At 58.9% G+C, this 24,979-nt stretch carries 23 protein-coding genes; 9 read left to right on the top strand and 14 right to left on the bottom strand.

The features are described from left to right. Window positions 1-43 precede the first annotated feature (43 nt). From JNB71_RS17105 to JNB71_RS17040, 14 genes are all read right to left on the bottom strand, one after another. Window positions 44-610: a hypothetical protein gene (locus JNB71_RS17105; protein WP_220373026.1), complete on the bottom strand. Its 567-nt coding sequence runs from the start codon at window positions 608-610 to the stop codon at window positions 44-46. Between the two features lie 117 nt (window positions 611-727). Next, window positions 728-2,032, bottom strand: a complete 1,305-nt coding sequence (locus JNB71_RS17100) for an AAA family ATPase (protein ID WP_220373025.1) — start codon at window positions 2,030-2,032, stop codon at window positions 728-730. 16 nt (window positions 2,033-2,048) lie between these two features. Beyond that, a complete protein-coding gene (locus tag JNB71_RS17095) occupies window positions 2,049-2,993 on the bottom strand; it encodes a type II secretion system F family protein (RefSeq protein WP_220373024.1) in 945 nt (314 codons plus the stop codon). A gap of 7 nt (window positions 2,994-3,000) precedes the next feature. Further along, window positions 3,001-3,954 (bottom strand): type II secretion system F family protein, encoded by a 954-nt coding sequence (locus tag JNB71_RS17090; protein WP_220373361.1) that lies wholly within the window; start codon window positions 3,952-3,954, stop codon window positions 3,001-3,003. Window positions 3,955-3,956: 2 nt separating this feature from the next. Continuing rightward, window positions 3,957-5,396 (bottom strand): CpaF family protein, encoded by a 1,440-nt coding sequence (locus JNB71_RS17085; RefSeq protein ID WP_220373023.1) that lies wholly within the window; start codon window positions 5,394-5,396, stop codon window positions 3,957-3,959. 21 nt (window positions 5,397-5,417) lie between these two features. Next, window positions 5,418-6,017, bottom strand: a complete 600-nt coding sequence (locus JNB71_RS17080; protein WP_220373022.1) for a L,D-transpeptidase — start codon at window positions 6,015-6,017, stop codon at window positions 5,418-5,420. Then, complete coding sequence (locus tag JNB71_RS17075; RefSeq protein ID WP_220373021.1) at window positions 6,014-7,156, bottom strand: pilus assembly protein; 1,143 nt, start codon at window positions 7,154-7,156, stop codon at window positions 6,014-6,016. Before JNB71_RS17075 ends, JNB71_RS17080 begins: the two co-directional genes overlap by 4 nt. Before the next feature lie 42 nt (window positions 7,157-7,198). Next, window positions 7,199-7,813, bottom strand: a complete 615-nt coding sequence (locus JNB71_RS17070) for a TadE/TadG family type IV pilus assembly protein (RefSeq protein WP_220373020.1) — start codon at window positions 7,811-7,813, stop codon at window positions 7,199-7,201. Further along, on the bottom strand, window positions 7,807-8,289 hold the full coding sequence (locus JNB71_RS17065) for a TadE/TadG family type IV pilus assembly protein (protein WP_220373019.1): 483 nt from the start codon (window positions 8,287-8,289) through the stop codon (window positions 7,807-7,809). The genes JNB71_RS17070 and JNB71_RS17065 overlap by 7 nt, the downstream gene beginning before the upstream one ends. Beyond that, on the bottom strand, window positions 8,286-9,890 hold the full coding sequence (locus JNB71_RS17060) for a TadE/TadG family type IV pilus assembly protein (protein WP_220373018.1): 1,605 nt from the start codon (window positions 9,888-9,890) through the stop codon (window positions 8,286-8,288). Before JNB71_RS17060 ends, JNB71_RS17065 begins: the two co-directional genes overlap by 4 nt. Before the next feature lie 117 nt (window positions 9,891-10,007). After that, window positions 10,008-10,325: a pilus assembly protein gene (locus tag JNB71_RS17055; protein ID WP_431029321.1), complete on the bottom strand. Its 318-nt coding sequence runs from the start codon at window positions 10,323-10,325 to the stop codon at window positions 10,008-10,010. After that, window positions 10,309-11,799: a type II and III secretion system protein family protein gene (locus JNB71_RS17050; protein ID WP_220373016.1), complete on the bottom strand. Its 1,491-nt coding sequence runs from the start codon at window positions 11,797-11,799 to the stop codon at window positions 10,309-10,311. The genes JNB71_RS17055 and JNB71_RS17050 overlap by 17 nt, the downstream gene beginning before the upstream one ends. A gap of 59 nt (window positions 11,800-11,858) precedes the next feature. Continuing rightward, window positions 11,859-12,848 carry a Flp pilus assembly protein CpaB gene (gene cpaB, locus JNB71_RS17045; protein ID WP_220373015.1) on the bottom strand — a complete coding sequence of 330 codons (990 nt, stop codon included), beginning with the start codon at window positions 12,846-12,848 and terminating at the stop codon, window positions 11,859-11,861. 97 nt (window positions 12,849-12,945) lie between these two features. After that, window positions 12,946-13,149, bottom strand: coding sequence for a hypothetical protein (locus JNB71_RS17040; protein ID WP_220373014.1), 204 nt, complete (start codon window positions 13,147-13,149; stop codon window positions 12,946-12,948). Between the two features lie 324 nt (window positions 13,150-13,473). Here JNB71_RS17040 and JNB71_RS17035 point away from each other — a divergent pair, with 324 nt between their 5' ends. The 9 genes from JNB71_RS17035 (at window position 13,474) to JNB71_RS16995 (ending at window position 24,881) form a co-directional block, all read left to right on the top strand. Next, complete coding sequence (locus tag JNB71_RS17035) at window positions 13,474-13,995, top strand: prepilin peptidase (RefSeq protein ID WP_220373013.1); 522 nt, start codon at window positions 13,474-13,476, stop codon at window positions 13,993-13,995. An 825-nt stretch (window positions 13,996-14,820) separates the two neighbouring features. Then, the gene (locus JNB71_RS17030) at window positions 14,821-16,257 is read left to right on the top strand and encodes a glycoside hydrolase family 15 protein (RefSeq protein ID WP_220373012.1); all 1,437 of its coding nucleotides are present in this window, start codon (window positions 14,821-14,823) and stop codon (window positions 16,255-16,257) included. A gap of 179 nt (window positions 16,258-16,436) precedes the next feature. Beyond that, window positions 16,437-18,308, top strand: a complete 1,872-nt coding sequence (locus JNB71_RS17025) for a GMC oxidoreductase (RefSeq protein WP_220373011.1) — start codon at window positions 16,437-16,439, stop codon at window positions 18,306-18,308. A 99-nt stretch (window positions 18,309-18,407) separates the two neighbouring features. After that, window positions 18,408-19,526 carry a ferritin-like domain-containing protein gene (locus JNB71_RS17020; RefSeq protein ID WP_220373010.1) on the top strand — a complete coding sequence of 373 codons (1,119 nt, stop codon included), beginning with the start codon at window positions 18,408-18,410 and terminating at the stop codon, window positions 19,524-19,526. Beyond that, window positions 19,523-20,005: a hypothetical protein gene (locus JNB71_RS17015; RefSeq protein ID WP_220373009.1), complete on the top strand. Its 483-nt coding sequence runs from the start codon at window positions 19,523-19,525 to the stop codon at window positions 20,003-20,005. The genes JNB71_RS17020 and JNB71_RS17015 overlap by 4 nt, the downstream gene beginning before the upstream one ends. A 38-nt stretch (window positions 20,006-20,043) precedes the next feature. Further along, window positions 20,044-20,982: a myo-inosose-2 dehydratase gene (gene iolE, locus JNB71_RS17010; protein ID WP_220373008.1), complete on the top strand. Its 939-nt coding sequence runs from the start codon at window positions 20,044-20,046 to the stop codon at window positions 20,980-20,982. 171 nt (window positions 20,983-21,153) lie between these two features. Next, a complete protein-coding gene (locus JNB71_RS17005) occupies window positions 21,154-22,182 on the top strand; it encodes a sugar phosphate isomerase/epimerase family protein (protein ID WP_220373007.1) in 1,029 nt (342 codons plus the stop codon). A gap of 183 nt (window positions 22,183-22,365) precedes the next feature. Beyond that, a complete protein-coding gene (locus JNB71_RS17000) occupies window positions 22,366-23,190 on the top strand; it encodes an MBL fold metallo-hydrolase (RefSeq protein WP_220373006.1) in 825 nt (274 codons plus the stop codon). Window positions 23,191-23,228: 38 nt separating this feature from the next. After that, the gene (locus tag JNB71_RS16995) at window positions 23,229-24,881 is read left to right on the top strand and encodes an alpha-keto acid decarboxylase family protein (RefSeq protein WP_220373005.1); all 1,653 of its coding nucleotides are present in this window, start codon (window positions 23,229-23,231) and stop codon (window positions 24,879-24,881) included. Window positions 24,882-24,979: the final 98 nt, after the last annotated feature.

The raw sequence follows: 24,979 nt of genomic DNA, 5'->3' as shown, positions 1-24,979 counted from the left end.
TGTCACCAGCCGCCTACGAAACAGCGCAAGCGCTACCCCGCAACTATTGTACTTTCCGGAGAATCAATTTGCCTTCCGGCGAGACGGATCGTTCATAGCGCGGCAGGTCGGAGACCGACACGCCCTGTGCATCGATCGAGGCCAGGCTGTCATTCGGAACCTCGCGATACGCCGAGGCCGCGCCAAAGGAAGGCGCGATGCGCTGCGTTACATCCTTGCCGGGCGCGCTCAGGATCTGAGCGCCGCCGGAAGAAGCGAACAGGCTGGACCCCATCTGGTTATCCAGATCGGCAACTTGCTTCCGCAGGTTATCCACGTGTTGCCGGATGATCGCCACGTCCTCGCCCCTTGCGAGAGTATGCGCCTGTTTGTCGATCTGCGCCTTCAGCCCGTCGATCGATAGCTTCAGCGCCGCCAGCGTCTCGCTGCTGTCACGCACATCGGCGGCATTTTTTGCAGTGTAAAGCAGGATCCCCGCGTTCAACGGGAGAAGCAACAAGGCCATGGCGATGAACGGCACCCCTTTCGAACGGGGCGGTTGTTTGGCCGTTTGTTCATTGCGCGGCCTTGGGCCGTCAGGTTCGACATCAACATTTACAATATTGGTCATCGGCGTTTCTCCCCGCGAGCCGGGCCGCGGCCCCTCTCGTAAATGCCACTCCAGTATTTCCCGGAAACCTTAACATGGGCCTATGCGGTTAGCATGATCATGCCCGCAAGCGCACTCCTAATCCACCGTAAACACCCCGTCCCACGCCCGTTCCAACATCTCCAGCGACGCAATCTTGGGCAAGACATTGAATTCGCAATAAGAGCCGATGAAATCAAGCAGGTATTTGGGATGATAGCAGGACGCGAGCAAGTTGCAATTGTACTTGCGATCATAGAACAATCCCAAATCATGGAGATCGATTTCCACGGAAACGTTGTCCGCGTACGACTGGAAGATCTGGATGTATTCGTCCCGCGATGGGTTAGCCACATATATTTTGTACTTCAGACGCCGCAGGCCTGCCTCGTCGGATAGATCTTTTGGAGCGATATTGGTCGAGAAGACGACGAGTTCGTCGAATGGCACCTTGAACTTCCTGCCGGTATGCAGCGACAGGAAGTCGTATCCGCGCTCGAGGGGCACGATCCAGCGGTTGATGAGTGCCTGGGGCGCGACTTGCTGGCGGCCGAAATCGTCGATGATGAAAACGCCGCCCGACGCCTTGAGATGCATGGGTGCTTCGTAGACAGTTGAGCCTTCGCTGAACGTCAGGTCCAACAGATCGAGCGTCAACTCCCCACCGGTCTTGATGACCGGGCGACGGCATTCGATCCATCGCTGATCCGCCTTCGGGTAGGGCTTGCCTGTCTCGCGGGTCACGGCTTGATGCACGGCTTCGTCGTAAAAGGTGATCACGTGCCCGCCGACCTCAATGGCGTATGGCACCCAGATCGTCTGCAAAAACAGACGCGACGTTCGCTCAGCGATGCTTGTCTTGCCGTTGCCGGGCGGGCCGTAGAGCAGAATGGAGAGCCCCGAATTCATGGCCGGCCCAAGCTTTCCGACCAGAGAAGGCGACAACACCAGCCCTTCGAGGCTTTCGATCAAACGGGCACGCGTTATCCGCTCGTGATGGATCGACTGTAGTCCGATCTGTCGCGAGAATGCCTCCAGCGGCACAGGAGCCGGCCCGACATATTGTGACAGCCGTGCCGCTTCGCGTGCGTATTCCATGCCTTTGGTCGAAAGCGCGTAGCGAATATCGGACTTGACGTCCTCTCCCGCAAGCCCGCGCGCCTCGAGGAAGGCGAGCTTCACCAGTTCCTTGATCAGCAGATTGATCAGAACCTTCGGCAGTTTCATCCGGTCAGCCAGATGCGTGGGGGTGACGGTATCCTGTTCGGCCGCGCATTTTGCGGCGAGGCGCAGCATGAAGGACAGTTCAAGCCCGGTCTCTTCGGGATTTGCCGGCGCCAGCGGCATGCGCGGGTCGATCGCCAGGGCAATATCTCCACGATCCTGTTCCATTAGATACTGCATGTGAGCCTCGCTGTTTTCAGGAACCGGGCGTCATTCCGATGAGAAGGGTAACGACGCGGATAACAATGGGTACGAGCACGATGATCAGGCTGACTGGAAACAGGAAGGCACCGAGCGGCAACAGCATCTTGATCGGCAGGGCGTTGGCCTTCTCCTCTGCGCGGACAATGCGAAGGTCGCGCATTTCCTTGCTGTAGACCCGCAGTGTCTGCGTAACGCTCGTGCCCAGTTCCTCAGACTGCCGGAACAGGACGGAAAGTGCCCGGGCCTCGTCTATCCGCAATCGAGCGGCAAGATTGGCCAGGGCTTCCCGCAGCCGACGTCCACCACGCACTTCCAGCATCATGATCGAAAGATGCAAACCGAAATCCTGCCGTTTGCTGACGAATTCCCGTGCGACGCGATTTGCCGCCGCCTCGAGGCTCATTCCGGCATCCAGACAGACGATCAGCATGTCCATGAAATCCGGAAAGAGCCGCCGGTACTGGCGTTCCTTGGCCTGGCCGCGCCGGTCGATGTAGATATTCACTAGAATGAAGGTGATGGCCGCGGCAAACATCGCGATGACGAGCGTCGCGAGCCGTGACATCTCGGGAAAGAAATGGTCGATGGTCCAGACGGCGGCGACGAGCATCGCTACGCATACGAGCGCCCGGACTGTCTGGAACGTTGCGACGGCGCCGGCGCTGAAATAGCCCGCCCGAATCAGGCGGTTCTGAGTGGAGTTGGCGTTGGTGTCGCGCCGGGTGATCTCGAAATACCGGCGGACCAGGCGATTTTCCGCCTCGCCCAGATCCGCAATTGCCCCGTCGCCCAGGTAGGAGTCTTGACCCGCCGCCTCGGCGGTTTCCGAAACACGGACACCCACCTCGCGCCGCCGGAAAACAAATTCTGAAGCGGCAGTGGAAAAGATCAGCACCGCAAAGAATAAGACGATGTATATTCCATACTCTGCGAACATTGCAGCCTCAGTACTCGAAGTTAACCAGCTTGTAGAGAATAACATTCCCGATCGCCATGATGACCAGCAACACGGTAACGACGGTAGGTCCGTAGCCGCTGTCCCAGACGGGATCGAAGTAGGTCGGCGACAGCGTCCTGATCATTGCGTACAGAAGGAAGGGATAGACGGACATGAATATCGCGGTGATCCGCCCCTCCGAGGAGATCGCCCTGACCTTCGCCTTCAACATGAACCGGTCACGCAGCGTCTTTGAGAGATTCTGCAGGATTTCGACGAGATTGCCGCCCGTTCCGGCCTGAACGCTCAGGGATATAGCCAACAGGTTCAGGTCTTCGACCCCCACGCGATCCGCAAGATTGACGAGCGCATCTTCCAGCACCACGCCATAGGTGAGCTCGTCCGACAGCAGGCCGAATTCCGAACCGATGGGGTCAGGCATTTCCCGCGCAACGAGAGCGATCGCCGCGGGCAGCGGATGCCCGGCAGCGAGGCTGCGGACGGCAACGTCGAGCGCCTCAGGCAGCTTCTGCGTAAATTTACGCATTCGCATCGCCCGCACCCGCCAGATGACAACGACAGGGACGAGCGGGCAGACGACCAGGAAAATCAGGCTCCTGATCAGAGTGCTCGGCACCACAAACTGGAGAGCCAGCCAGATCAGCAGTGCGCCGGCGACGGCGTAGAGCGCAAACCGCGGCGCATCGAACTTGATTCCGGACTGCGCATAGAACCGCCGGATCCGCTGCATGAGGGGTATCGATCGCCAGTCCTGGTCCGCACCGCGCTCTTTCAGCATGTCGCGGTAGGTCTTGCGGTGATCGACGCTTCCATCAAGCAGGCTCAAGCGATGGTTCACCGCCTTGTGGCGAGCGGCCGTCGTGAAATAGCCGCGCAGCAGCACTTCAGCGGAAATCAGCGCAGCGATGAACACGGTGCCGTAGACGAGGAGCAAGGTCATGCTCATGATTTAACTCCCGTCTGCAAGGGCGCTCCGGGTTCAAAGATCGCCGCAGGGACGATGATGCCGAGTTCGGCGAATTCCTCGACGAAGCGGGGGCGAAGACCAGTGGCACGGAATTCCCCGCGAATGCGGCCATCGTCATCCGTGCCGGTCTTCTTGAATTTCATGATCTCCTGCATCTGAACGACTTCGCCCTCCATGCCGGTGATTTCGGAGACGGAGACGACCTTGCGAGTGCCGTCGCTGAGGCGCTGGACCTGAACGATGAGCGTGATCGCAGACGCGATCTGTGAACGGACGCTGATCTGAGACATCGGCATGCCGGCCATGCCGACCATCTGCTCGAGGCGACCGACGGCGTCCCGCGGCGTATTGGCATGAATTGTCGTCATCGATCCTTCGTGACCCGTGTTCATCGCCTGCAGCATGTCGAACGCCTCCTCGCCACGGACTTCGCCGACGATGATGCGATCGGGACGCATGCGCAGCGCATTCTTGAGGAGTTCGCGCTGGCGAATCTCGTTGCGACCATCAAGCGTCGGCGGTCGGGTTTCCAATCGGCCGACATGCGGTTGCTGCAGCTGGAGTTCGGCCGCGTCCTCGATCGTGATCAGGCGCTCCTTCATGGAGATCTGAGACGACAAGGCGTTGAGCAAGGTCGTCTTGCCCGAGCCGGTACCACCCGAAATAATCATCGAGACCTTGCCCTTGACGGCGGCGCTGAGCAGGATGCGCATTGCGTTTGGCATCGCCCCGTATTCGACCAGGCGTTCCAGCGTCAGCGGCGAACGGGTGAATTTGCGGATTGAAACGAGCGGGCCATCGACCGAGATCGGCCGGATGGCGACGTTGACACGTGACCCGTCCTTGAGGCGGGCGTCGACCAACGGGGTCGATTCGTCGACGCGTCGCCCGACGGCGGAGACGATCTTGTTGACCACCCGCAGCAGGTGATCCTCGTCCTTGAAGCGCACCGCCGTGCACTCGAGCTTGCCCCGCCGTTCCACATAGACGCTGTTGTGACCGTTGATCAGAATATCGGCGATCGAATCGTCGGCCAGCAGAGGCTCAATTGGCCCGAGCCCCAGCATCTCGTCGGTGATGTCCTGGATCAGGTCATTGATTTCCTTGGCATTGAGCGGAAAGTTGTTCTGTCGGATATAGTCCTTGACCAGCGGCCGGATCTCGGCCGCAATCTCTTCATTGTCGAGCATGTCAAGAATGCCGAGATTGATGCGATCGAGCAGATAGCGATGCAGGTTGACCCGTTCGGCCACCATGTCCCGGCCAAGCGATGTTTCCTGTTCGGTCGCCACAGGCCCGCCGCTTGCCTGCGGCGCGATCTGGGCTCCTTCGACGGCGAGGTCGGCAATCTCCGAATGTTGCTCGTCTTCCGGCTGCCGCTGCTTGTAAAAACGTCCGATGAACCCGCTTGTCATCAGTTCCCCCCCCTTGGTCAACTATTTCACAATCACCGTGGCTCCGACCTTCACCCGGTTGTAGAGATCGATCACGTCGGCATTGCTCATGCGGAAGCATCCGGAGGATGCGAATCCGCCGACCGTCGACTGATCGTTGGTCCCGTGAATGCGATAGAGCGTGTCGGCATTTCCCCGGTAGAGATAGATCCCACGAGCGCCGAGCGGATTGAACGGGCCGGCGGGCACGAGCTCGGGAAGATCCGGTGAGCGCACCTTCATCTCGGCCGGCGGCCGCCAATCCGGCCACTCGGCCTTATGACCGACCCTGACAACGCCGCTCCACCGGAAGCCGTCGCGGCCGACGCCGATTTTGTAGCGGATTGCACGGTTGCCGGAGACGATGAGATCGAGCGTCCGGTTCTTGCTGACGATGATGATGGTGCCGGATGGATAATTTTGCTCCGCAGTCACGATCACGCCGGTGGTTGGCCCGAGGTTTCGCGGCACCAGCCCACTCGCCAGGGGCTGCGTCGAAGGGATCGCAAACCAGCAAGACGCGGCGACCACGACACCGCGAATCACTCGTTGCCAGTCGACCCTTTTGCCGCTCAGCGCCTCTGGTCGGCTGCGCCACTTCATCTGACGAGCGCTCCCAGTTTGCTGACAGAGCCGCAGAAACGCGAACGCGCATTGACCTCGAACGGCAATACGCCGCGGTTCACCGCCTCGTTCAGCGTATCCCAATCATCGGCGATGATTTGCGCGCGGACATCCTTGAAGATCTTGTCGATCTGCTGGCGGCGCACACCGAGGCTGAAGAGCTTTGTCCGGTATTTGTTGATGACGACAAAAATCTGGTCCGAATTGCCGCGCAGCCGCACCAGGTTGAGGAACAGTTCCTTGGCCTCGTGCAGGGCGGGGATGGTCATTTCGGTGACGATGCAGATGCTGTTGGCGGACCCCAGCACATCGTCCTTCCACGGCGTGTTGTAGTAGGGAATATCGAGCACCGTGTGATCGCTCTCGAAGGCTGCGACATCGAGCATCCTCAGCACGAGTTCCGCCCCCTTGGGCGTCAGAAGCACCGACGGTTGCTTGAACGACAGCAAAGAAAAGCCGCCCGCGTGGCGCTTGCGCACGAGGTCGATGAATTCGAGATCGACCCGCGACGGATTTGCCATGATGGGCTTCAGATCATAGTCGTTGACAAGGTTGAGGTAGTAGCCGAGCGACCCGGACGAGAAATCCATGTCGAACAGATCGACGCGCGGCGAGGAATTTTTTGTCGGCTGGGCCAAGACGTGGGCGAGCGAGGAGGCAATCACGCTGGCGCCTGCCCCGCCAACTGCCGAGACGATGGCATGGACCCGGCTTTCATTGGCGCCTGCGGTCGGCGCGTGGGTCGAGATCATGTCGATCAGCGCGCGCCGTTCGAGCGGTTTCTTCAGCCAGTCGTTGCCGTTCAGGCGAAACAGCAGCCGCAATTTATCATCCGGCAGATCTTCCGAGACGACCACCAACGGCGTACTGCGATGCTTGCTGCGGAAGGCAAACAACTCCGGATGGGTCAACATCTCCCCGTCGTCGACATCCAGCACGATCAGGTTGAACTGCGCCACGTCGATCCGTGCTGCGTCCTTGACCGCCATTACAGCCATATGGCGCACATCATAGCGCGAAAGGGAACCGAACGTGTCGAGCATGAAGCTCGCAGCCGCCGCATCGTCAGAGAGAACAAGAATCTTAGTGGTCGCTGCAAAATTCATATGAGCTGTCATCTCGCTTTACCACGCAATATCAAGGGTTTAGCATTATAGCTTTCAGCAGGTGGAACATGTCTTTAAGTCTTCGGTCGTAATGGTTACCGGATGGGCGGGAATGACGACGTCATCGAGCCCCAGCAACACGCCGAGAACCGGCAAATCAAAAGTAATATCACTAACTTCCAGCCGCATGGTCAGCACCGGCCCGTCCGGCCGGCCCCAATAGCCAAGCCCCGACCGCTGATAGGTCACCACCAGGTTCTCCGGCTGGATGCGCCAGTTTAAATCGCAAATGCCCGGCCGCGGATCCCCCGCCGCGCAGGTCCCGTCGCTTCCCTGCACAATCCGGCTCAATTCAGCGCTGCAGTTCTCAAGCCCAGGTCCGCACCGCGAGTATATCGTCGAATCGTTCGGCGTTGCATCGCCATTATTCAGCGGATCGTCAGCGTCGGCCGGGAAGACATCATCGAAATCACTTGTCAGCGGATCGGATACGGCCGCAAGACGCGCACCATATTGCAGCGCCTTCACCGTCTGGTTCCACTGCGACATGGCGTAACCGAATTCGACGAAGGCGGCGAAGACCAGGAGCACGATCGGGATCGTGATCAGTCCCTCGGTCAGGGACACGCCGCGATCGTCCCGCCAGAAGGAAAATCGAAGATCTACCATCCCATATACCTCTCTTCGTGAGAGGAATTGATGGTGATCGCATCTATGCCGAGCCAGGCGAACAGAGGCGAGGTTTCATATAGATGTGCCGTCTGAACGGTGACCGTCCCGTCGGCATCGACCGGAATAACGGTGATATCGGCGAGATCGGGCCCCCAGCCTCGGACCCTCAGACTGGCCCCCTCGGCGGGAGCCTGGGTTCCGTAGAAAGCGATCAGTTTCGCAGTCGCCGTCGAGCAGTTGGCCGAGTAGGTCGGCGAGGTTGGTCGGCAGCGCGACAGATACCGCCCGGCATCCCGCAGACCCGCGTCGATCTGCATCCGCTCCCAGAAGATATTGCCGAATTCGAGGATGCCTGCCGCGAAGAGCGTAACGAAGGGCACGGCCAGCAGTGCCTCGGCAAGCACCGCGCCCTCGTCTTGCCGCCAAAGGCGGGGACAGACGCGACGGAAAATGGAATATCGCAAGCCCATCATCTGACCAGCTCCGCCTCTTCCCGCAGGAATTCGTCAAGCGTGCCGCGGCCGCCCTTGCCCGTGATGTCGATTATTTCAAGCGAAAGATAGCGCTCGCTGCCGGCCTTGACCGCCGGTTTGGTCATGAACATGCGCGAGAAGGCAACCGCCTCCGTCTGCTTGTGGCCGTTGAGATGACCAACCGATGCCTCGTAGCCGCAATTGACGATGGCGGCGAATATCTCGCGGCGATCGCCGTATTCTTCCGCCGTGTAATTCGAAAGGTCAGGGCCCGAATAGCACTGGCCGCCGCCTGTCGTGGGCGTGCCGATCTCGCCGTTCGGCGAGGCATGGCTGAGCAGCGCCGCGGTGTTGAGCTCGTAGCGATAGACATCGTAGGCGGAGGGCCGGCTCGGTGTTCCGCCTGCCTGCGGCGGATAGCTGGAGTGGTTGCTGAGGACCGCGCTCACAGACGGCGCCGTCCCGCCCTGTGCGACGCTCCAGTAGCTTTCGTAGTTCCAATTGTTGCTGCTGCTGATCTTGCCGCCGCCGAGAGGGCTCATGGCTGCGCCGTAACCCAATGGTACCGCCTTGGTGACATCTCCAACAGCGTCGCCGAGCATCACGGGGTCGTAGCCCTTGCAGGCGTCACCGCCCGTTTTCGTCTGTGCGGAGCGGACGTTCTGGGCCGGGCGATAGCGTCCGTCATTGCGCGAGCCCTTGAACGAACCCTCATAAATGCCGAAGCGCGTATTGACGCCGGCCTCCACCGGCCCGGCGACGGCACCCGTCTGGGTATCCAGGCTATTCTGCGTATAGCAGGCTCCCGGATTGCCGGTCGCAAGGGCTTCGGCCAGCACGTTCGCGCCGTTGCCAAGAGGGGTTCTCAGGAATCCGAAATTGCCAGGGCCGGGATTGGCGGAAGACGTGGTGTGCATTTCGATCTGCCGGCCGTAGAGATTGCCCGCCGCAAAGTTGGTATGGAGATCCGCCGCCGCCTGCTCGCTGGCGGCCTGGCTCGTATTACCGGCAGGCTCAAAGGGATTACAGATGAAGATCGGCGTGATATCGCAGGCACTTGCGTGATAGACGGCAACCGCATCCGCGGTAACATTGATCGTATCCCGATTGAAGCCGACCGGTATGGGGAAGATCGTCTGCATGGCCTGGGGCTTTGCGGTGACCCAGGCGTAGGCTGCCTCGCTTGGATCCGTGGTCACCATGGAACCCGGGATGGGATCGTCATCGTCATCGGGAATGGCCTTGAGGAACGTGACGGTGACAGTACTCGCGGCATCGTCACCGGCGTCATAGGACACCGTGAGGCTGGAGCCGAGCGACATGCCCGCGCCGCCGCCTCCAAAGGCAGCGGTATTGGCAAGCTTCTCGATCGCGGCCTCGGCCCGCGTGATCGCATCATCGCGCCCGTCGAGTTCACGGGCGCCGGTCAGCGCCATCGCATCGACGGCGTTCTGAAGATCGGTGTGAAGATTGCCGGTGCGACCGACATCGATCACCAGCAGCGAAAAGCCCAGCAGCAACGGCATGGATATCAGCGTCAATGCGATGACGTAGCCACGATTGTCATTCCAGAATCGTCTGATAGCCGTACTCAATAACATTGGCCTATCCCCCGATCGCGGCGCCTCTTCCGCCGTGACGTGTTGCGTTTACTGCATTCCTTTCCGCCGCTGCTTCTTCATTCCGCCTGTCAATTCCCGCTCGTCGCCGGCTCCGCGTTACTGCCCGTACAGCGGCGATCCGTTCGTTCCCGTTGTTGCCGCCGGCAGGATCACCGCCGCTTGCGGCGTCGCGGCCGGCTGGCTGGTGCCGTTGTAGTTGCGCATCACCTTCTGGATGGTCTTGCCGTCGGTGGTGATGCGGGTGTTCTCGGCCACCTGCGGGAAAGGATCCTGTATGTGGATGCCCTTGTTGGCCTCCACTGCATTGCCCAATCCGAACGTGATCGTATCACGGTGGTTCAGGTAATCGGCGCAGCCCGAGACAAGGCTTGCCGCAGCCAGCACCAGGAGGACTCGCTTATTTCTTGGCAACAGCAAGGGTGCCTCCCACGTCGAGATCGAGACGGTGACCATAGGGTCCTTTCACGCCTTCGCCATTGCGGAAGCGCCGCAGCATATCCTTGTCGACTTCCAGCATGCCAAGCGCGAAGAGTTCGACATCGTTCGACGAACGCGTCTGGTCGAGCGGGCTGTAGAGATCCTCGCCAGGCGCCGACGGCCGCACGATATGCGGCGTGACGACGATGACCAGATCGGACTCGTTTTTCGCAAAGCTGGTCGAGCGGAACAGCGCGCCGATGACGGGAAGCTTTCCCAGCCCCGGCAATTGCTGGATGTCCTTGGAATTGACCGACTGTAGCAGGCCCGCCATGGCGAAGCTCTGGCCGTCGCGCAGCGCAACCGTGGTTTTCGCCGCACGCGAAATGAAGCCGGGGTTGCCGTTGACGCTGACCGAAGTATCAAGTTCGGAGACTTCCGGTTCGATCTTCAGGTTGATCAGCCCGCCGTCGAGTACCACCGGCGTGAAGGTGAGCCGGACGCCGTATGGCCGATAGTCGGTCTCGGTTGCGACCGTTGCGCCGTTGGCCACCGTCGTCTGGATCGGCACTTCGCCACCGGCGTGGAAGCTCGCGGTCTCGCCGCTCATGGCGATCAGGTTCGGCTGCGCCAGCCGGCGCACCAGCCCCTTCTGCTCGAGCGCATTGATGACGATGTCGATCTGGCCGCCGGAAATTTCCAGCACCTTGGCAATCAGCTGGCCGAAAGGCTGCAAGCCCGTCGCGACGCCCGACGCGTCTTCCAGGGTGCGGACGAGCTGGTCGTCGTCATTGACCCCGATACCCTGGCTCGTCGTTGCCTTGCCGATACCGTTTCTGCCCTGTCCGGACCAGCCGATGCCGAGGTCGCGGCCGGTCGATCTCTGGGCCTCGATCACCCGCACCTCGAGCATCACCTGCTGCGAATCAGCGACGCGAAGCTGGTTGAGGACCGGCAATTCGGAATAGGACTGCGCGATTTCCATGACGCGCTGCAGCTCGACCGCGTCGCGCACCATGCCTGTCAGGCGAATGCGGTCATTGGAATTGAAGACCCTGACCTGCGAAGACGGTGCGGTGGAGCGAATGGCGGAAGCGACCTCGGTGAAGTCGCTGGCCACGCGGATATCGATGACGCCGAGAAGCGACTTGTCGTCGCCATAGACCGAGATGTTCGTGGCGCCGTTCTTCTTGCCGCGAATGAACAGCGACTTGTCAGAAAGCGGCACCACATCGATCAATTCGGCGCTGCCGATCACCAGATCGCCAAAGGGTTTGCCTGTGGTGATCGTCATCGTGTCGTTCGGAGGTATCGTCACCTGCTGCACGGAGCCGGCAAGGCTGATGAATTTCTCCTGGGCATCGGCCCGGCCGACGAGGCCGAGTCCCCAGCCGGCACACACCAGAATTGCTGCGGTCGTCGCCGCGAGCGTCCCCGCTCGCGCCTTCCCCTTGATGCTTCCCCTCGTCATTCCGCTTAAGCCCCTCTCTCGCTTGGCTGCTGCGCATGCGGGCATGCCGCATTTCAAAGTCACTGGATCAGGCCGACTCGGTGCTCCTCGCGCTTCGTCGTGTTCCAGACGCCTACCGTCGCCCACTTTGGCTCAATCGGCAAGACCGGTTCGACTTTGCGTTCAACAATCTTTACTTGTTTTTCACGCTCGGGCATCTTTATCTTGCCAAGGTCGTCCCCAACCTTGCGCACAAGCCGCTCCAGGATGTCGAATCGCCCGTCGTCCGTCTTCTTGGCAATATCGTTGCTCAGTTCGGTCGCCATCGGCCCGCCGCCGAGGTCCGCAACGGTAATCGGCCGCGTCTCTTCCGCCGACGCAGACGCGACATTGCGCAGGGCGAGCGACAGCGTGCCGATATTGGCACCCAGCGTCAGGCGCTGCGCCTCTTGCGTCGTGACTTCGAAGGTCACCGTCTTGACGACGGAGGGCTCGTCCTTGCGCTCATCGGCAGTCTGGTCCACCGCCAGCACCTTCACGCCCTGCAGAAGCACATCGACATAGGTCTGCTCGTTGCCGCTCTGCCGGTTCTGGACGACACGGGTCAGAAGCACATCGACACGGTCCGAGGGACGCACGAAGCCCGCAACGCCGAGCACGTCATTGACGCGGATCGACACGGCCTTCATGCCCTGGTCGAGCGCCGCCGACAATGTCGCCCGCTCGCCGGCGCCGGTGATCTTCGAGGCGAGCACCGGCTCGCCGGGATCGATCGCCGCCATGGCGTAGCGTGGCTTGTCGGGTTCACCGACCACCGCCTCGATGCTGTCGAACGAGCCGTCCGGCCGCTCCCCGGCGGGCCAGGGAATGGCCCTCAGGCTTTCGGGCCGCACCACGTCGCCGAAGCGCATCTCCTTGGCCGCGACAACGAGAATTTTCTCCGCAGGTTGGTTGGCATTAGCCGCCGCAAGCCGCGCCTGCTGGTCGGAAAGATAGCTGCGCATCGCAAAAACCGCAGTGCCAGCAAGAATAATAGAAACGACTAGACTAAGGATCGTTGAGAAACGCATGGCCGGTACTCGCAACACTGGACACAATACGTCCGTTTCTTAAATATAATTTAGAGGAGAGGGGTTAATAAACCCCTCTCCTCGCTAATTTCTTTCCTTACGGCGCTGCGACAGCTGCGTCGTCCAAGGTCAGGAAAAATCCCCCCCAACCATTCCATGCCGTTGCAAGATTGCCACCGGCCGTCGTAACAGCAGCAATAACGCCACCGACGAGCAGGCCGAGAAGAACAAGATATTCTGACAGTGCAACGCCATCTTCTTCCCGCGCGAAAGCGCGTACTGCAGACAAAAGTGCTTTCATCGAGAATTACCTCCAAAGTATTTTGGCGCGCCTGTAATGTGCCCCTGGCCCGCCACGTCGTCGAGACCGCCCCTCCGACTGTTATTATTAATATTCCCTTAATTATTATTTCGTCAACTGCTAAACCATGGTCATTTTTGGCATCTGTATTTCATGGTTAAAATCCGTTAGGATAGGAGCGGCGTCAATCGCTAGATCATATGCTGTACAAACGGGAGGTATGGTAGTATTGATTGACCGTCATCTACCCCCAATGACGTAGTCGCCGTCTGCCATATTTTTGATTTTGTAAAAAATACAGGATTTTAAGCGATCGAGGGGAACATGACGCAAATAATCCACATTATTACTGCGCTCTCAGTATTACTTTTCCTCCATGCTGCCTGGAGCGATTTCCGCAGCTGGAAGATACCGAATGGCGCCATCCTCGCCCTCCTCGCGCTCTATTGCCTGCGGGCCCTTGCGGAATTGCTGACGGCCGGTGATCCCGGCGCTGCGCTCTTCTCCTCCGCCGGTTTCGGCGGCGATGCCGCGGCCGGCCTCCTGCTGTTCGTCCTTGGCGTGGTTCTCTGGAGCCTGGGCCTTTTCGGCGCCGGCGATGCCAAGCTTTTTCTGCCGATCGGCCTCTTCATCGGCTGGCACGGCATGCTGCCCTTCGCCGTCTTTCTGCTGATCGGCGGCATCCTTGCCTTGCTGGCTCTACGATTGCCGATGCCGTTGCAGCTGGCGCATCTGAGCCTCTTCATGCGCATCGAGGAAATCCGCGCCACGCGCAAAGTCCCCTACGGCGTCGTCATGGTCATCGCTGCACTCTCGGTACTGGCGGTTCGCTACGGCAAGGCCTGAGAGACGGCGAGTGCAAGCAGTTTGAAGGCGTTGGAGGATACCGCGCCGAGCGGGTACCACGGCTATCCCCGGATTTGAGAGTGTGACCTGCGGTTGACGCTTGTTATTTTTCTTTAGGTTGCAATTTGCCATTGCAGAACAGACGAAATCGAGATAAACATATGTTCGTATAAATCGTCTTCAATATAATAATAACGTCTCGCACGTAAATTACTATTAGCTAAAATTCGTGAGTGAAGACTTCGCATTCAAGCACATGTGGCACATCATCCTGATTTAATGATCGAGCATTAACTGTAATATACAGGGCGATTCTTATCGTATAAGCCACCGAGACTATACCATTAAAATTATACTGAATTTTCCGACCTTCTGCCGCGAAAATAACGTCGCGGCATGTGCACGCGGTGGTCTTGCTTAGACAATTACGTCCTGGCGGTGACGTTGTGCGCAGCATTGCAGTGATAACCGCTCCGATTGCGCAGGAGATATCGGGGTCTGGTTCCAGGATGCCACGGAAATAACGAAAGGCGGGGTCATCCCGCACCGTCACCCGATCTGTGCCGAACTTCACCATTGCCCGAGGGTTTTGTGGGGGGTCGTCAGCCGTAGGGAGGCTGCCCGCTGTCTCCTCGATGAACCCCGGTATCGTCTCGACGGAAATGGTCGCGACCGATGTCGCCGGTTTCATCTACCGGATAGCCATCTGACGCAACGCTATAGATACGCTCCTGGAAAGCATCACAAGGCGCATCGCCGCCCATTCGGCAGCACTGTTTTTCCATCTGGTCGCCGGCAAGGCCCAGCCGATTTTGGAGTGAGCCAATGACAGTCGCGTTTCTAAGCCAGCCGATGAACGTTGCCGACCCGGCCCATAGAGGCCCGGCTATCGGCGCCTTTACGCCTGCAGTCAAACCGGCGCCTGCGTTTGCGCAGACCGACCTGGTTGCATTGTCGCGCTATTTTTCGCTTCTGATGATGCGCAACATCACAAGCGATGGCTATGTCATCGAGGACCCGGCATCGCCCGGCGTCTTTTCGGTCCCCGGCTGCGTTATCGCCGCCCCCTCCTATCCAGTGAACACGCCAGGTATCGATCAGGACTATGTTTTCAACTGGGTCCGGGATGGAGCTATCACGGCCATCGAAATCGCGCTGGCCGACTTGCCGCCCGTTCCGGGCGGGGGCGTGCCGAGCCTCATCGACTATGTGAACTTCGCTGCGCTCTGCCAGGCAAATGCGAGAAATTCCGCGACCGTCACACTTGGCCATGCCTGCTTCACCGTCAGCGGCGAGGTTCGTCCGTGGTCTGAACAGAATGACGGGCCGGCCATTCAGTCGCTTGCGATCCTGACCTTGTTCGATAAACTGGACGGCGCCACGCAGACTATCGCCAGGCAATTGGTCGAGACCAACTTCTCCTATCTTCTCGAGGTTTACCAGGACAGGACCACGAATCTCTGGGAGGAATATGAGGGCTATTCCTTTTTCGCAAGGGCCGTACAGCTGCGCTTTTTCCGGGAAATTTCCCGAAACGTGATCGGTATTGCGGTGCCGGCCGGGGTGGCCGATGCCATCTCCTGGCTGGAACGCGAGCTCGCCACCCACTGGAATGGCCAGCTCTATGTGAGCGTTCTGGATGCCGCAGTGCAAGCCGGCTACGACGCGAACATCGATATCGTTTCTTCGGTCTGCTATGGCGGGATCGAGCCGACCGATACCAAGCTTCTGGCGACGGCGGCCATCCTGCGGCGCCAGTGGGCCGATCCTTCGTCCTCGAGCTACTTCCCGATCAATGGCGCCGACGCGTCCAAAGGGCTCGGCCCCCTCTTGGGGCGCTATCCAGGCGACCATTACGATGGCGATGTTGCGGCTCCGGTGCTCGGCGGGCATCCCTGGGCTCTGTGCACCGCCAACTTCGCAGAGTTTCAATATCGGCTCGCCAATGCCATCGAGGCCAGCGGCGCCATCCCTCTCGATCAGTTCTCCGAACCCTTCTTCGCGGAACTGGGGCTTGGCGCATCCAGCAGCGCCGCCGACGCGACAGCTGCCTTGCGGGCTTCGTCTGACAGCATGCTGCGCGCCATCGTCTATCACAGCGATCACTACGAACTGAGTGAACAGTTCGATGGAACCACGGGCTATGAGAAGAGCGTCAGGAACCTGACCTGGAGCTACGCCGCCTTTCTCTCGGCAGTCAGAGCGCGTTCTCATGCCGTCCCGGCCGCCAGTTCCAAGCCCGGGAACTCCCGCGGCCCGTGACGATCTCGGGCTTCTCGCGTGAAATCACGGTTGAGCCAGAGCAATGACAGGCAATGCGAAACGGCTTTCCACCATGAACAGCATAAAAACAAGGCGATAGATCGTGGAGGAGACACGGAAATGCTCTGGAGCGGCAGCAAAGGCCTGATGCGGCTTTCCCGGAATGATGGAGGATCCACGTGCTTTTTCCCCTCGAATCGACGCTGAAAGCCGACGCCAAGACCGTCGCAGGCTCTGGCGAATACGACGTCGTGATCGTCGGCAGCGGCATTTCCGGAGCAATCATTGCCAAGCAGGCTGCGGAAGCCGGCAAGCGTGTCCTTATGCTTGAGGCCGGAACCGGTGCCAATATCACTCTGGCCGGCTATGACGATCTGCTGACGACCTTCTATTCGGCAGTCTCCAAGGATAACCAGTCGCCATTTCCGGTGAACGCGAACGCGGCCATGCCCCGCAGCCCGAAGCTTCGCAAGCTGCAGGCGGGGGAAACCGACAGCTCGACCTATATTGTTCAATCCGGCCCTTATGTCAGCGACACGACCTATACCCGCATTTTCGGCGGAACGACGATGCACTGGGAAGCGAAAACGCCCCGCATGCTCCGCTCGGATTTTAAAACGCGCAGCATTTTCGGCCAAGGGCTGGACTGGCCGCTGAGCTTTGAGGAAATCGAGGATGATTACCGCCTGGCCGAGCGGGAAATCGGCGTATCGGCGAATGTCGAAGACCAGCAATATCTGGGGCAGACCTTCCCCGGCGACTATGTGTTTCCGATGCGTGGCCTGCCGCTGTCCTATCTGGACCAGCAGGTCAACAAGGGCATCGAAGGCACCAGTGTCGAACTTTGCGGCAAGACCTATCCCCTGAAGGTCAGACCCTATCCGCAGGGGCGCAACAGCATACCGAACCCGGCCTATGATGGCGGGAAGGGTTACCGTCCAATCGGCGCGGTCGATACGCATCAGGTCGAAGAGGGCGGTCGCTGCCAGGGCAATACCAACTGCGTGCCGCTCTGTCCCGTGCAGGCCCGCTACCATTCCGGCAAAACGCTGGCGAAGGCGTTCGCGAAAAACGCGAAAGCAGGCGAGCGGCTTGTCGAATTGCTCGCGCAGGCGGTCGCATCGAAGGTCGACATCGATCCGGATAACGGCAAAGTCCGCTCTCTGGAGGTGAAGGTTTACAAGGACCCGGCCTCCGCTGCTCACGAGACCATCACCGTGAAGGGCAAGGTCTTCGTGTTTGCGGCTGGCGCCATCGAAACGGCGCGTCTCATGCTGGCCTCCGGCCTGCGCAGTACCAGCGGCCTTGTCGGCCGCAATCTGATGGACCACGCCTATCTGCTGAACTGGGCGCTGATGCCGCAAATCTGCGGCACGATGCGCGGAACCAGTTCGACGGGCGGTATCGTCGATCTGCGGGATGGCCCTTTCCGGGAAAGGCAGGCCGCCTTCGCCATCGATATCCACAATGATGGCTGGGGCTGGGCCACGGGCGCGCCAACCTCCGACCTTCTTGAACTGGTGGATGATCGAAACCTGCACGGGGCGGATCTTCGGCGCGGCATGGTCGACCGGGTTTCGCGGCAGTTGCTGCTGGCATTCATGCTTGAGGTCATGCCCGACGAAAGCAATCGCATCACGGTGGATCCGCAATATACCGATGCGCTCGGCAATATGCGGCCGATCCTGTCCTTCACGGTTCCGGAATATACCATGAAGGGTGCCGCCTATGGCCGCCGGTTTGCGCGCACCGTCTTTGCGCGTCTGGGCGCGCAGGATCATACCCATTACGACCCCAGCGATTTCGGCTATGTGGCCTATGAGGGGCAAGGCTATGCCATTCGCGGCGGCAATCATCTGGCCGGCACTCATATCATGGGAACGACCAGGACCAATTCCGTGGTGGACAAGAACCAGCGCAGCTGGGACCACGAAAACCTATACCTCGTAGGCGGCGGCAGCATGCCGACGATCGGCACGGCCAATGTCACCTTGACGCTGGCCGCAATGTGTTTCCGAAGCAGCCGCGACATTCTGAAATATCTGCATTGAACCAAGACCGACACCAGGTGCGTGGAACGAACCGATGGATCGACGCAAGCCACGCGAAGCCGGCCTGTGCACGCAACCTATGTTCCATGGAGCCTGAGCATGTCTTCTTACAGCATTAGGACGCTCGATGAGCTGAAAGAGTTTCTCCACCGGGCGATGCAGCTCGAACATGCGACGATTCCGCCGTATTTGACGGCGCTCTATTCGATCAAGCCCGGCGTCAACCAGGACGCAACCCAGGTTTTGCGCGTGATTGTCGTGGAAGAGATGCTGCATCTGACCATCGCGGCCAATATTCTTAATGCCATCGGCGGCACGCCGGATCTTGCCAGGCCGGACTTCGCAGCCAGCTATCCCGCCTCCCTGCCGGACGGTGAGACCGATTTCGAGGTCGGCATCCAGGCTTTCAGCCGCGAGGCGCTGGCAACCTTTCTGAAGATCGAGCGGCCGGCCCAACGTCCCAAACAACTCGCTGGCAAGGGCCTGATACAGCGCAAGACCTCTGCGAACACCACCGCGCTTGGCAGCCACCCAAGGTACGAAGACCTCCATTTCTACAGTATCGGCGAGTTCTACTCGGCCATCGCGGAAGGCATCGAATACCTGGAAGCCGAAGCGCATCGGCAGGGAACAACCATTTTTACCGGCGACGGGTCGCGCCAGATCACCCCCGAATTCTATTATTCCGGCGGCGGCACCCTGTTTCCCGTGACCGATCGGAAAAGCGCCCTGGAAGCCATCGCGCTCATCATCGAACAAGGCGAAGGCGACGGCGGCGGCATCTACGACAATGACGAGCACGAACTGGCGCATTACTATCGTTTTGAGGAACTGGTCAAAGGCCGCTATTACCAGAAGGGCGACCAGCCCGGCCATCCCACAGGTCCGCAGGTGCAGGTCGACTGGGAAGGCGCCTATCCCATCAAAGCGAACCTGAAAGTGGCGGAAATACCCGAAGGCTCGGAACTGCGTGAGGCGGCGGCCGCCTTCAACGCGCGTTACGGCGAATTTCTGCAGCTTTTGACGCGTGCCTATAACGGCCAGCCGAGCCTGCTGCTGGAAGCAGTTCCGACCATGTTCGAATTCCGCAACACGATCCTCGAACTCATCCGCAATCCCCTGCCGAACCATCCTGGTATGAACGGCAGCCCCACCTATGAGATCCCCGGCAGTACCAAACAGGCAGCCCCCACGCGGCAGTCGGAGGTGATCGCATGAGCAACCGTTTCGAGGCATTTCTGGGCCTTTCCGTCGAATTGACAGCCTTCTCCCGCTTCGACCTTCTGGGAACGGGCTTGGCGGAACGCTATCTCGCCACGCTCGACAAGGTGGTCGGCGTCGAGATCACCGACACGCTGCTGGCGGCCTTCGTCGCCCTGCCGCCTGCGGAAGGCGAGGCCCGTATCAAGGCGGTGCGCACGACTATCCTGGGCAACGAATTGCTGGGAGACGTGGCCCGCGCGCTGATCAAGCTCTGGTATTCCGGCACTTGGTTCGAGCTGCCCTTAGCCTGGATGGAACGCTTCGGCTCGAGGCCCGCGGATACCACCTTTGTCGTTTCTCCCGATGCTTATGTCGAGGGTTTGCTCTGGAAGGCGATCGGAGCCCACCCCGCAGGCGCTAAGGCGCCGGGTTTCGGCTCGTGGGCGTTTCCGCCGAAAATTCCGGCTCTTCCGGAGCTCGATTCCAAAGCCTGATGCCACTTCCGTTTGTTTCAAAGAACTGGAGCATAGCCATGACGACACAGCTGCATCGACTGACGCCCGCCAAGGTCTGGCTGGGGGTCATCCCCACGCTCTGGTGGAATGATGATTTCATCAACATCGATATCGGCATCCCCTACGAGCAGGCCCTGAGTGAAATGGCGCTCGCCGGCTATGTCGGCTGTGGCGTCGGCCATAAATACCCGACGGATCCGAAAATATTGCGATCCGCCCTCGAACTCCGGGGATTGCGGATTTCCGAGCCTTGGGTGAGCACTTACTTCACCATCAAGGCGATGAAGCGTCATACATTGGACAATGTCGATGCTCAGCTCGACTTCCTCGAAGCCATGGAAGGTGGCAGCGACGACCCGCGCAGGGCCGATCTGGTCGTCTCCGAGTTCGGTCGGGCGGTCAATCCGCTTCCGGTCGCCCTGTTCCCGAATTGCCCCAACTTCTCCGAGGACGAGTGGAAATATCTGATCGAAGGCTTGCATGAGGCGGGAGAGAAGGCCAGGGCCCGTAAAAGGCGGCTCTGCTATCACCCGCATCTGGGAACTGGGGTGATGAAGACGGAAGCGATCCACCGGCTGATGGACGAGACGGATCCTCGCCAGGTCAACATGCTTCTCGATACAGCACACCAGGCGGCTGCCGGTGTCGATCCGCTGGCGCTGGCGAGAAAGTACGCCCACCGCATCAAGCATGTTCACCTGAAAGACATTCGCGCCAAGGTGGTTGCGGATATTCACGACAAGGGCTTGTCCTTCCAGCAAGGTATCGAGGCGGGGATCTTTACCGTCCCGGGTGATGGCTCCATCCGGTCTTTTCCGGAAATCCTCGATGCCTTGGCCGCGGCGGATTTCGCCGGTTGGATCTGCGTCGAAGCTGAGCAGGACCCTGCCCAGGCCAATCCGCTGCAATATGCGAAAATGGGCCGCGAATATCTGCGCGAGCTTCTCGGATGGTAGCCCGGGCGCGGCGTTTATTTCAGCCCGATGGCGGTCGAGACGCGGGAGGTCTCGCTCGATGTCCGCCAAGAATCATCCTGATCTCAGGGCAATCCGGAAAGATGCCGAAAGGACGAACAGAGTCGATATCACAATACAATATCTTTTTATTCCAAATGGATATCTGGAGCGATGAAGATGGAAGACGCATTCAAGCGAGATATATATTTCAGCTTCTTTATGTTTACAGCGGATTTGCGGCCGAATGACTCCGGCTACACCCAGATTCTCATTCGGCATCTGAAGGCCCTTGCGGACATCGGCTATGCTGGCTTCGATGTGCATATTGCCCCAGGGCCTCCCAATGTCGGCCATCAGGCCGAGGTCGAGAGCTATGTCCGCCTCAAGAAGGCGTTCGATCAGGCCGGCTTCCGGGATGTGAAGTTCACAACCAATGTGGGGACCACGCGAACCTTCGATCCGACCTCGCCCTACGAGGAACAGCGCAGGCAGGCTCTGTCCTACCTCAAATCGCGGGTCGATATCACCTCGGTACTGGGTGGGGAGGATACGATCATGTCGGGGCCGTTCCTCTATCCCTATGGTATCTTTCCGTTGACCGATGACGGTGAACAGATCTGGAGCGACGCGCTTCAGGATTGGATAAAGCCACGATTCGCAGCGGCGCGCTCCATCTTCCAGGAGCTGGCGCAATACAGTTCCGAGAAGAAAGTGAAGCTCGCCATCGAGCCCGTCAAGAACTGGGAAACGCCGGCGCCGACCATGGTCTCGCAAGCGCTGGATTTCCTCGAAGACGCAGACATTCCCGTCTGTGGCGTTACGATCGATACGGCCCAGGTGGTGATGGAAAGCCAAGGCCCGGCAGTCTTCAAGAAAAATGTCGCCCGTGCCGCACGGCAGAGCCGGCTGAATTACGTTCATATCTCCGCACCGGACCGGGGTGCTGTCGAAGACAGCTGGATTCCCTGGGAGATTATGCTGGGCGAAATCGAGCCGGTCTATTTCGGCCCCTATCTCGTCGAAGTCTTCAACGCGATTCCCCCCTTCGAGAGCTCGATGAGAATGACGCGCAGACGCTTCTGGCGGCCCGGCGAGGATGAGCCCGCGGCGGGCGTCGACAGTGCCTACGACGTTGCGCGTGCCGCCCTGAGGACGTTGACCGAGAAGATTGCGTCCCACGGTCGCCGACCTCGTTCGTGACGGCGCTCAGCCGCGCATGTCGGAACAACCCGAGGGCGCCGGAGAGCCCTCATCTGCGAGGTGGCAATCCCCGAAAGGGCACCTCCATCCAGCACCGGGCCCGCATGGAGGCAATCCTGCCTGGCCGCCCTGCCCGATTGAACGTCAGACTTCAGGAAAAGACCTTGAACCAGGGAGATACCTATGGTGGCGCAATTGCCGGATCCCATTAAAATCGTCAGGCGAGCAGGCGATGTCCGTATCCATACTTTCATTTCGTCGTTCACCGACGACAATATCGCCAATGCAACACACATAATCGAAAGCAGGAACAAGCTCGTTCTTGTCGATGGCCAATTCCTCGTTCCCTACGCGCTGCAGTTCAGGGAATATGCCGCCGGCATCGGCAAGCAGATCGAACGGATTTACCTGTCTCACAGGCATCCCGACCATTGGTTCGGCTTGGGAGCGGCATTTAGCGACATTCCGATTTTTGCATTGCCGGAAACCATCGCGTTCCTGAAGCAGCATGGGGAAGATTCCCTGAAAGACCATTGGAAAATGGGAAACCTCGCGCCGAAGAACCTGATAATTCCCGAACAAACCGTCCGCGCCGGCGAAGAAATCATCGACGGTGTCAAATACGTATTTGATGAAGTGGTCGATACGGAGATCGATTTTCTTCTGACTATAGGTCTTCCGGAAGTCGGCGTTTTTATTGCGCAAGACCTGATATATAGCGGAACGCATCTTTATCTCACAAAATATATGGAGCATTGGATTGGTATTTTGCAGCATATTCTGCTGTCTGACTACGAAGTTTTCCTTCCAGGCCACGGATTTCCGGCCGACAAAAATGAAGTTGCTAGGAATATTGAGTATTTGTCCGTTGCCATGGAGGCCGTTGGCAAGGGCCTTGTAAACGATGCTTTCAAGCAATTCATGCTCGAAAGATTTCCAGAACGAAAATGCCCTGCAATATTTGATATATACATGCCGCGACTGTTCGATAACGCGAGCGAATTCTAATATATTTTCATTGCCGTCAACGGGGGAACCTTTGAACCATGGGCGAGAAATACACGGTTGGACAATATCTGGTCGACAGACTTTATGAGTTGGGTCTGCGGCACCTGTTTTCCATAGCTGGCGATTATTCGATCGAATGGGTGAACAGCTATGTCGAGAAAAGCGGTATTCAGGTCATAGAAGAGGTCAATGAACTGAATGCCGGCTATGCGGCTGACGGCTATGGGCGACTGAAAGGAATTGCTGCACTGTGCGTTACCTATTCCGCAGGTGCGCTTTGCACAACAAATGCGATCGCCGGATCGTACGTCGAGAAAGTGCCGGTTGTTCTGATCAACGGGGCGCCAAGCATCAAGAAAACGCTGACATTCGAACAGACCGGCTACAGTTCGCATCACTTCATCAGTGGACGGGAAACGGATCGGCAGGTGTTCGAGTACATAACGGCCGCTGCAGTCCGCATCGATAGCCCTCATCTTGCGCCAATGCTCATAGACTATGCGCTGACGCAATGCATCTCGGAAAGACGTCCGGTCTATATCGAGTTGCTGGAGGATATGGTCGACCTGGAATGCACGCGTCCGTCGAATGCATTGCGAGCGGCGGCCGTCATATCCGACGAAGTCAGTCTAAATCAGTCGCTAGCGCAAATCAGCGAAAGACTGCAAAATGCCACCAAACCCCTGATCTGGATCGGTGTCGAGATCGACCGGTTCGGCCTTCACCAGCAGGCGGAGCGACTCATCCAGCAACTCAAGATCCCCTACGTCACCGAGTTTTTGAGCAAGGCCATCCTGTCGGAAGACGATGCCCAATTCGCAGGGGTGTTTGATGGCAAATCATCGTCACCCTATGTCCAGTCCCTGGTGAAAGACGCCGACTTCGTCTTGGCGCTGGGCGTCTGGTTGACGGACATCAATGATCTCGGCTGGCCGATCGATCTCGATAAAACCGCGTTCGCCTCCTGGGATACGTTGAAATATGGCACGAGCTTCAACGCACAGGTTTCGCTGGTGGATCTCGTCAACGGCTTGATTGATAGAAGGCTGACATGCAAAGCCCAAAGTCTTCCGGCGAAAACAGCCGAGCAAGCGCCTGTGATGCCGGCAGACGAACTGACGTATCAGGGTTTCTACGATTTCATTCAGCATCAGATCGACGGAAATACTATCGTTGGTGCAGACGCGAGTCTGAACTATTTCGGCAGCATGCTTCTTGACGTGAGCGCTCGCCGCGGTTTCATCGTTCAATCATCCTATTCGGCGATCGGTTATATTGGGCCGGCCGCGACAGGGATTTCTCTGGCCAAGCAAGATAAGCAGAGGCTGATTGTCTTTTCGGGCGATGGCGGGTTTCAGATGACCGCTCAATGCCTGGCGACACAAACCCGTTTCAATCTCAACCCGATCATCTTTGTGATGGACAACGGGATCTATGGCGTGGAGCAATGGCTTGCCGATGCATCGGTTTTCCATGGTAACAAGCCGTTCTACAAGTCATGCATCCTGCATCGATGGAATTACAGCAAGTTGGCCGAGGTCTTCGGCTGCCGAGGCTGGAAGGTGCACACCTATGGCGAACTGGCGGAAGCCATCAATGGCGCCAAGGAAAACCTGAACAGTCCGTCCATCATCCAGGTTCTCGTGCCCCAGCGGTCGATCCCCGAAAATGCGAACTGGAAAGACAGCTAGAACCATTTCCGATCTCGAAGAGCGGAGGCACAGGCCGCCAGGTGGGCCCGAAACAGGTATTTTGGGGATCGTTGGTTGCGGGTGGGCCGGCTCTACCG

Origin of the sequence: Rhizobium herbae, assembly GCF_019511375.1 — a bacterium.
GTDB lineage: Bacteria > Pseudomonadota > Alphaproteobacteria > Rhizobiales > Rhizobiaceae > Pararhizobium > Pararhizobium herbae_A.
Note: the sequence above shows the minus strand (reverse complement) of the source record. Positions and strands in the feature narration are given on the sequence as shown.